At 64.3% G+C, this 8,388-nt stretch carries 6 protein-coding genes; all 6 read left to right on the forward strand.

Annotation, left to right across the window (positions count from 1 at the left end):
* The first annotated feature begins 80 nt into the window (after positions 1 to 80).
* Positions 81 to 2,573 (forward strand): TonB-dependent siderophore receptor, encoded by a 2,493-nt coding sequence (locus RTQ46_RS14520; protein WP_312437594.1) that lies wholly within the window; start codon positions 81 to 83, stop codon positions 2,571 to 2,573.
* Positions 2,574 to 2,758: 185 nt separating this feature from the next.
* Positions 2,759 to 3,907, forward strand: a complete 1,149-nt coding sequence (gene tssA, locus RTQ46_RS14525) for a type VI secretion system protein TssA (RefSeq protein ID WP_312437595.1) — start codon at positions 2,759 to 2,761, stop codon at positions 3,905 to 3,907.
* 108 nt (positions 3,908 to 4,015) lie between these two features.
* Positions 4,016 to 4,294, forward strand: coding sequence for a DUF6150 family protein (locus tag RTQ46_RS14530; protein WP_312437597.1), 279 nt, complete (start codon positions 4,016 to 4,018; stop codon positions 4,292 to 4,294).
* Between the two features lie 250 nt (positions 4,295 to 4,544).
* On the forward strand, positions 4,545 to 6,212 hold the full coding sequence (locus RTQ46_RS14535; protein WP_312437598.1) for an acid phosphatase: 1,668 nt from the start codon (positions 4,545 to 4,547) through the stop codon (positions 6,210 to 6,212).
* Positions 6,213 to 6,449: 237 nt separating this feature from the next.
* Positions 6,450 to 6,695 carry a hypothetical protein gene (locus RTQ46_RS14540; RefSeq protein ID WP_312437599.1) on the forward strand — a complete coding sequence of 82 codons (246 nt, stop codon included), beginning with the start codon at positions 6,450 to 6,452 and terminating at the stop codon, positions 6,693 to 6,695.
* A gap of 110 nt (positions 6,696 to 6,805) precedes the next feature.
* The gene (gene dbpA / locus RTQ46_RS14545) at positions 6,806 to 8,236 is read left to right on the forward strand and encodes an ATP-dependent RNA helicase DbpA (RefSeq protein WP_312437600.1); all 1,431 of its coding nucleotides are present in this window, start codon (positions 6,806 to 6,808) and stop codon (positions 8,234 to 8,236) included.
* The last annotated feature ends 152 nt before the right edge of the window (positions 8,237 to 8,388 follow it).

Below are 8,388 nucleotides of genomic sequence, written 5' to 3' on the forward strand. Positions count from 1 at the left end.
GCAAAAAAAAGATTACCCGTTTTCGATTCTCGCGTGACCCGCAAGGGCAAGGCATTCGACGACTCCATCACAAGGTAACCATGTCCACCATTACTTCCATCGTACGCAAACCCATGGCGCACGCCATCCACCTGGCGCTGTTCGGCGCCGCCCTGCTGCTGATCGAACCTGGCACCGCGCAGGCGCAGGCTGCCGGCGCCGGCACGCAGCAGCTGGTCCACGACTTCAAGGTCCCGGCCGGCGACCTGTCCGCCGCGCTGCGCCAGGTGGCCAGCCAGTCCGGCGTGATCCTCAGCTTCACGCCCGAACAGACACAGGGCAAGACCACCACCGGCCTGGCGGGCCGCCATGGCGTGCAGGCGGCGCTGGACGGCCTGCTGGCAGGCACGGGCCTGAAGGCCGAACGCAGCGCTGGCGGCAGCTATGCGCTGCGCGCGGCCGAAGCCTCCAGCGACAAGCAGGCGATGTCGACCATGCCGGAAGTGTCGGTCGCGGCACGCCAGGATGTCACGGAAGACAGCGGCTCGTATGTTTCGGCGGCCGCCACCCCGACCGCCACCCCGCTGGGCCTGAGCGTCAGGGAAACGCCGCAATCGGTCAGCGTGATCACCAGGCAGCGCATGGAAGACCAGGGCATCACGACGATCACGCAGGCGATGGAACAGACGCCCGGCATCAAGCTGTTCTCGCTGGGCAGCGAGCGCACCGGTTTTACCTCGCGCGGCTATTCGATTACCAATTACCAGTTGGACGGCGTCAGCACCCACTCGGAAAACCTGGGCCTGAACGCCCTGCCCGCGCAAAGCCTGGCCGACATGGCGCTGTATGACCGCATTGAAGTGCTGCGCGGCGCCTCGGGCCTGACCACGGGCGCTGGCGACGCCTCGGGCGCCATCAACATGGTGCGCAAAAAACCGACGGCGCAAACGCAAATCAAGGCCGAAGGCGGCATCGGTTCGTGGAACGACAAGCGCGCCATGCTCGACGCCGGCGGCCCGCTCAACGAAGCGGGCACCCTGCGCGGCCGCGCGGTAGCCGTGCTGGAAGACGGCGACAGCGCCATCGATGACTACAACCGCAACAAGAAAGTGGTGTATGGCGTGCTGGAAGCGGACCTGGCGCCCGGCACCTTGCTGACGGCCGGCGTGACGCACCAGCGCAACCGTTCGAAGGGCTCAATGTCCTACCTGGGCTTCCCCATCTTTTTCAGCAACGGCCAGATGACCGATTTGCCGCGCTCCTTCAATCCGGCCGCACCGTCAAACCGCTTCACCAGCAATTCCACCGATGTCTTTGCCGCACTCGAACACCAGCTGGGCAATGAATGGACCCTGAAAATCGCCGCCAACCACCTGACCTCGTCGCAGGACGAGCGCTCGGTGTACCTGGGCGTGAGCGACACCTTTGCCGACCAGGCCACGGGCGACGGCCTGGAACTGAAGGCCAATGCGCGCAATTATCACCTGAAGGTCAACAGCGCCGACGTCAAGGTCAGCGGCCCCGTCAGCCTGTTCGGCCGCCGGCACGAACTGGTGTTCGGCATGGACTACCACGAGTTCCAGAGCCTGACCGACGGCAGCTTCGACTGGGACGTGCAGGGCACGCCGGCCAGTCTGTATAGCTGGAACCGCAACGTCGCGCCCGTGTATGGCGAGCGCTATGTGACCTATGACAGCACGCGCCGCCAGGCCAGCGCCTACGCGGCCGGCCGCTTTGCGCTGTCGGACCAGCTGAAATTCATCGCCGGCGCGAAGGTGATGCGCTATGACGAAAATTATGTGACGGACGCGCCGAGCGTCGACTACTACAGCGAGACGCCGGCCAAGGAAAGCCATGTCTTCACGCCGTACGGCGGCCTGGTCTACGAGATCAACCACGCGCACAGCGCCTACGCCAGCTATTCCACCATCTACCAGCCGCAGGCGGCGCAGGACCGCAACGGCGCCTTGCTGGCGCCGCGCGAGGGCAAGACGTTCGAGGCGGGTATCAAGAGCGCATGGCTGGACGGCCAGTTGAGCACGGCGCTGGCCGTGTACCAGATCCGCCAGAAAAACCTGTCCGAATCGGACCCTGGCTACACCGTGCCCGGCACCACCGACCCGGCCTACCGCACCATCAAGGGCGCCAAAACCGAGGGCCTGGACGTGGAAGCGACGGGCGCCATCACGCGCGACTGGAATGTGTCGGCTTCGTGGTCGTACAGCGCCAGCAAGAACAATACCGGCAAGGCGATCCAGACCACCTTCCCGCGCCATCTGGTGAAACTGTGGACCACCTACCGCCTGCCGGGCGAGCTCAACCGCGTGACGGTGGGCGGCGGCGTCAACTGGCAAAACACCGTGTATTCGAATATCGAAGCGTGGCAGATCGAACGCACCCTGCGCTGGGAGCAGAAAAGCTATGCGGTAGCCAGCCTGATGGGACGCTATGACGTGAACGACAAGTTGTCGGCCACGCTCAACGTGGGCAATCTGCTCGATAAAAAATACACGGCGTCGGTGTCGGACTGGTGGTACTCGGGCATGTTCGGCCAAGGCCGCAATGTGGCGCTGAACCTGCGCTACCAGTTCTGAAGCTGCGCGCCACTTCCCTTCTCTGCAAGATGATCTGAACCTGCATGGATGCGCTGACACCGGCGTCATCCATGCAACACTGCTTTCCCCATCCACCGCTCGATTATCCGCATCGGCCTGTCACAAAAAATTTCCTACTAGCATTAAAATATGGGAGCACTCTCACTCCCTACGACAGGACGCAGATGATCCACCCTACCAAATTACAAAGCGATGCCAGCAGCTATTTTGAAACAGCGGTGAAATTCACGCTGGACGATCTGCTGGCGCCGATCAGCCCCGACATGCCCGCCGGCAAATGGGTGCGCGACAACCCCGCGTACCGGGCCATCCGGCGCGCCCGCAGTTTCGATGACGACAGCACGCCGCGCGACGCCTGGGAGCATGAACTCAAGCGCGCCGACTGGCTGAGCGTCAGCCGCATGACGACCGATGTGCTGTGCCGCCAAAGCAAGGACATCGAATGCGTGGCCTGGCTGCTCGAAGCGCGGCTGCACATGGACGGTTTTGCCGCCATCGCGCCCTGCCTGACCCTGCTCGACCTGCTGCTGGGCCAGTACTGGGACAGCATCTACCCGCTGCCCGACGGCGACGACCTCGATTTCCGCGCCAACCAGATCAGCTGGATCAACGCCAAGCTGCTGCCGGCGTTGCGCCTGACGCCGGTCACGGCCAGCGCCATCAATCCGGACGGCACGCAGTACAGCTGGTCGGATTGGGAACAGGCGCAACGCAATGCCCAGATCAAGGCGCGCTCAGGCTCCGGCGAGCAGATCGAAGGCGCCACGCTGGCCCTGTTCCAGCAGAGCGTGGCCGGCACCAGCACCGACTATTACCAGCAGTTGCGGCGCACGCTGGCCGATGCGCTGCAGGCGCTGGGCGTGCTCGACAAGACACTGGATGCCTGTTTCGGCCGCTCGGCGCCCAGCATGGCTGCCATGGCCTCGCTGCTGGAAAAGGTGCTGGCGTTCGCCGATGGCGAACTGCAGCAGCGCGGCATCCGTCCGGTGCAAGCCAGAGAAGAGACACCTGCCGCCGGGCCGGCCAGCGCCGCGGCCCCTGCCGTGGCACCCTCGGCACCGGCACCCCTGGCGGCACCTGCCCTGGCCAGCCCCATCCGTGACCGCGAGGACGCCTATGCGCGCCTGGCCGAACTGAGCGAGTATCTGATGCGGCTCGAACCGCACAGCCCCGGTCCCTACCTGCTGCGGCGCGCGGTGCAATGGGGCCAGCTCGACACGGCCCAGCTGTATCACGAAATCTTCATCCGGTCGAACGGCATGCTGAGCATTTTCGAATTGCTCGGCGTGGAAGTGCCGGAGCAGGGACGGTAGCAGCGGTACCGCCGGCTTGACCAGCTCCCTGTAATGAAAGGATCAGTATGCGGATTGCTGGCGTTTCCGGCAAGTCAACTCACAGAGAAAGAGGACGGAAAAAACACGATGGCGACGATTTATCAGACGACAAAATTAGGCGAAGCGCATGTGCTGGTGGCACTGGTACAGCAGCGCGCCGAAGCCGACCTGCTGGTGCACCGCACCAGCAGCAGGGGCATGGCCGCGGGTGAGGCGCGCTGGTTCCTCACGCGCGACAAACAGGCGGCCGACACCTGGGTGTGCTTTACCAGCCCCGGTTTTGCGCACGTCAAGATCTGCTTTGTCGATAACGATGGCGAAGCGGGCTGGCAAAAGCCCAGCCGCTACAAGGGCCGCTTCAGGTAGCGCCTGAGCAGGCCGAAGGCCAGCAACAGAAAGATGCAAGCGAATCGAGCGATCGTGCGGGTGTGCCGTCGAAAAGCTGAATGCTGCGCCGCCAGTACGGCCTGCCGATTACAGCGTCGATGCGATGCAAAAACGGCAAACAGCAGCTTGCCGGCAGTGGTTTGATGCAGGCCGTGCCCATGGCACAAAGCTGACTGCCGCCAAATCAAGCTGCTACAATTTCCCCTTTGATTGTTCTCCGGAGATCTGTGTGAAACCTGACACCCCGCATGCCAAGCCCGAGCTGCCAAGCCAGAGCGACCTGCCAGCCAATCCCGCGCGCCGCCGCATCTTCCAGGCCGCTACCGCAGTCGGCCTGGCCAGCACAGGCCTGCCGGCCATGGCGGCGGCAAAGCCGGCCGTGGCCAGGGGCTCGCTGGACGCCAAGCTGAAAGCCCATGTCAAGAACGTGGTCGTGATCTACCTGGAAAACCGCAGCTTCAACAACCTGTTCGCCAACTTCCCCGGCACCGGCGCGCCGCTGTCCGCCGTCACCGCCGAACAGGCGCAGCAGATGGACCGCAACGGCAAGCCACTGGCGACGTTGCCGAAGATCTGGGGCGGCCTGGTGCCGAACCAGCAGAATATCGGCGGCATCGATTACCAGATCAAGGAAGACCAGATTACCGGCCTGGCCAACGCGCCGTACAAGCTCAGCGACGCGGCCGGCAAGCCGCTGCCCGAAAGCCTGATCACGCGCGACCTGGTGCACCGCTTCTACAACAACCAGATGCAGATCAACGGCGGCAAGAACGACGGCTTTGCCGCCTGGGCCGACAGCGGCGGGCTGGTGATGGGCCACTACGGCGAAACCTCGAAAAACCTGAACCTGTGGCAGATCGCCGAGCAGTACACCTTGTGCGACAACTTTTTCATGGCGGCCTTTGGCGGCTCCTACATGAACCACCAGTTCCTGGTGACGGGCCGCGCCAACGAATACTTCAACGCGTCCGAAACGGCAGCGAAGAAAAAGATCGCGGTGCTGTCGGACGGCCCGCAAGGCGTGCGCCTGGCGATCGCGGACGACTGCCCGCCGTCCGCGCTGGACGGCAAACCGAAATACGTGAACGACGGCGCCATCACGCCGGACGGCTATGCCGTCAACACCATGGCGCCGCCGTACCAGCCCAGCTATATCCGCCCGGCCTACGACGGCGACCCGCTGCACGCCGACCCGGCCGACGCCAACACCCTGCCGCCGCAAACCTATGACACCATCGGCGACCTGCTGTCGCGCAAGGGGGTGTCGTGGGCCTGGTATGGCGGCGGCTGGCAGGCGGCGCTCGACCACAAGGGCGGCGGCAGCAAGCCAAATTTCCAGTTCCACCACCAGCCGCTGAACTACTTCAAGCAGTTCGCGCCCGGCACCGCCGCGCGTGCCGAGCACCTGCGCGACGGCGGCACCGGCGACAGCCCGATCTCGAACAAATTCCTGGCCGCTGCGGTGGCGGGCAAGCTGCCGGCCGTGACCTTCTACAAGCCGCAGGGCAACCTGAACCTGCACGCCGGCTATTCGGACATCGAGTCGGGCGACCAGCACGTGGCCAACATCATCCAGCATTTGAAAGAGTCGCCGCAGTGGAAGGACATGATCGTGGTGATCACCTTCGACGAGAATGGCGGCTGGTGGGATCACGTGGCGCCGCCGAAAGGCGACCGCTGGGGTCCGGGCACGCGCATCCCCGCCATCGTCGTCTCGCCGTATGCGAAAAAGGGCGCGGTCGACCACAGCTTCTACGACACCACTTCGATCCTGCGCCTGATCACGCGCCTGCACGACCTGCCGCTGCTCGAAGGCCTGAAACTGCGCAATGACGCGTTTGCGTCGCGCGGCGCCTTGCCACCGGGCGACCTCACCGGCGCCCTGAGCTTCCGCTAAAGCGCTACAAGCCGTCCCACGATGCGGCACGCCTGTGATACACTGCGTGCCGCACTTTAGGATGGCGATTCTGTTTCTCCAGCCCGAAGTGCCCGGCAAGCACCCGCATAGAGCCCGACTCCTGTAGCCGGGCTTTTGTTTTGTGGGCGTGCTTTGCCAAAGTGATCATATCGGCGGACAGCGGCCTGTTTGCCTGTCCGCTCCCCGGCCGTTTTGGCGGGGACCAGAGGTTCAGAAATGAGAGATAAAAAAGATAACGCCACCATCGACCTGCCCGGCTTCGGTCCGCCGCCAGCGCCTGACGCATGTGCTGCGCCCGAGCCGGCGCCGGAACCGCAGCGCCGCACGCGCGTGCGCAAGGCGGCACTGAAGCAGGTGCAGCTCGAATTGCTGGAGCCGACGGACGCCTCCGGCCTGCCCGTCTGGACCCGCGACGAAGGCCTGGACCTGACCGGCCTGCCGATCTGGGCGCCCGATACTTGAATCAGGACGGCGGCTGTTTGCCGCCAGCAGCACCCGCAACACCTCCCGCACAAGGGCGTAGAACGCCTGTAGACTGTGCCCATCCCACCCAGTTTTTACCGGCTACGCCCATGACATCGACCACCGACACCACCAGCACGGCTTTTTCCAGCCTGCCGCTCACTCCTGCTTTTCTCGCCAACCTCGACTCGCTCGGCTACCACGAGATGACCACCATCCAGGCGCAAAGCCTGCCGGCGGTACTCGACGGACGCGACCTGATCGCCCAGGCCAAGACCGGCAGCGGCAAGACAGCCGCCTTCGGCATTGGCATCCTGCACAAGCTCAATCCGGCCTGGTTTGCGGTACAGGGCCTGGTGATGTGCCCAACCCGCGAGCTGGCCGACCAGGTGGCCAACGAGCTGCGCCGCCTGGCGCGCGCGGCCGGCAATATCAAGATCCTGACGCTGACCGGCGGCGCGCCGATGCGCCCGCAGATCGCTTCGCTGGAACACGGCGCCCATATCGTGGTCGGCACGCCGGGCCGCCTGCGCGACCACCTGGGCCGCGGCACCATCAACCTGAACCACGTGCAGACGCTGGTGCTCGATGAGGCCGACCGCATGACGGACATGGGGTTTTACGAAGAAATCGCCGGCATCGTCAGCGCCTGCCCGGCCCGCCGCCAGACCCTGCTGTTCTCGGCCACCTACCCGGAAGACATCCGCCGCGCCACCGCCTCGTTCCTCGTCAATCCGCTGGAAGTGACGGTGCAGGCGCAGCACGACAACGACAAGATCGAACAGCGCTTCTACGAGATCGGCTTCGACGAGCGCAACAGCGCGGTGGGCAAGCTGCTCAAGCATTTCAAGCCCGAGTCCACGCTGGCCTTCTGCAACACCAAGGTGCATTGCCGCGAACTGGCCGAGGAACTGCGCCAGCAGGGCTTCTCGGCTTTGGCGCTGTACGGCGAACTGGAACAGCGCGAGCGCGATGAAATCCTGGTGCTGTTCGCCAACCGCAGCTGCTCGATCCTGGTGGCCACCGACGTGGCCGCGCGCGGCCTCGATATCTCGGACCTGGGCGCGGTGATCAACGTCGACGTGTCGAAAGACACGGAAGTGCATATCCACCGCATCGGCCGTACTGGCCGCGGCAGCAAGAAGGGCCTGGCCCTGTCGCTGTGCGCGCCGAACGAAAAGAAATGGGTCAAGCTGATCGAGCAGTACCAGAACAGCGCCGTCGAATGGCACGACCTGAAGGAACTGCCGGAAGACGATGGCACCGAGGCACTGCCGGCGCCGATGGTCACGCTGTGCATCATGGGCGGCAAGAAGGACAAGCTGCGCCCGGGCGACCTGCTGGGCGCCCTGACCGGCGACGCCAGACTCACCAAGGAACAGGTGGGCAAGATCAACGTGTTCGAGTTCATGACCTACGTGGCGCTGGACCGTACGGTGGCCGAAGCCGCCTTCAAGCGCCTGAACAACGGCAACTCGATGGGCCGCGATTTCGGCAATATCAAGGGGCGCAGCTTCAAGATGCGGTTTATCGAGGCGTAATTTGCGGTGGCGTCGGATTGCGGCCCGTTGGGTCTGATCCGACCTGCGCAGTATCGGCAGCGACGTGCAGAGCGCAGGTCGGATTGGCGCGCAGCGCGTAATCCGACAAGAACCGGCCCAGAATTCATCCATGAACCGTGCGAAACGTGATG

It is taken from the genome of Janthinobacterium sp., from assembly GCF_031995485.1.
Lineage (GTDB): Bacteria > Pseudomonadota > Gammaproteobacteria > Burkholderiales > Burkholderiaceae_D > Janthinobacterium.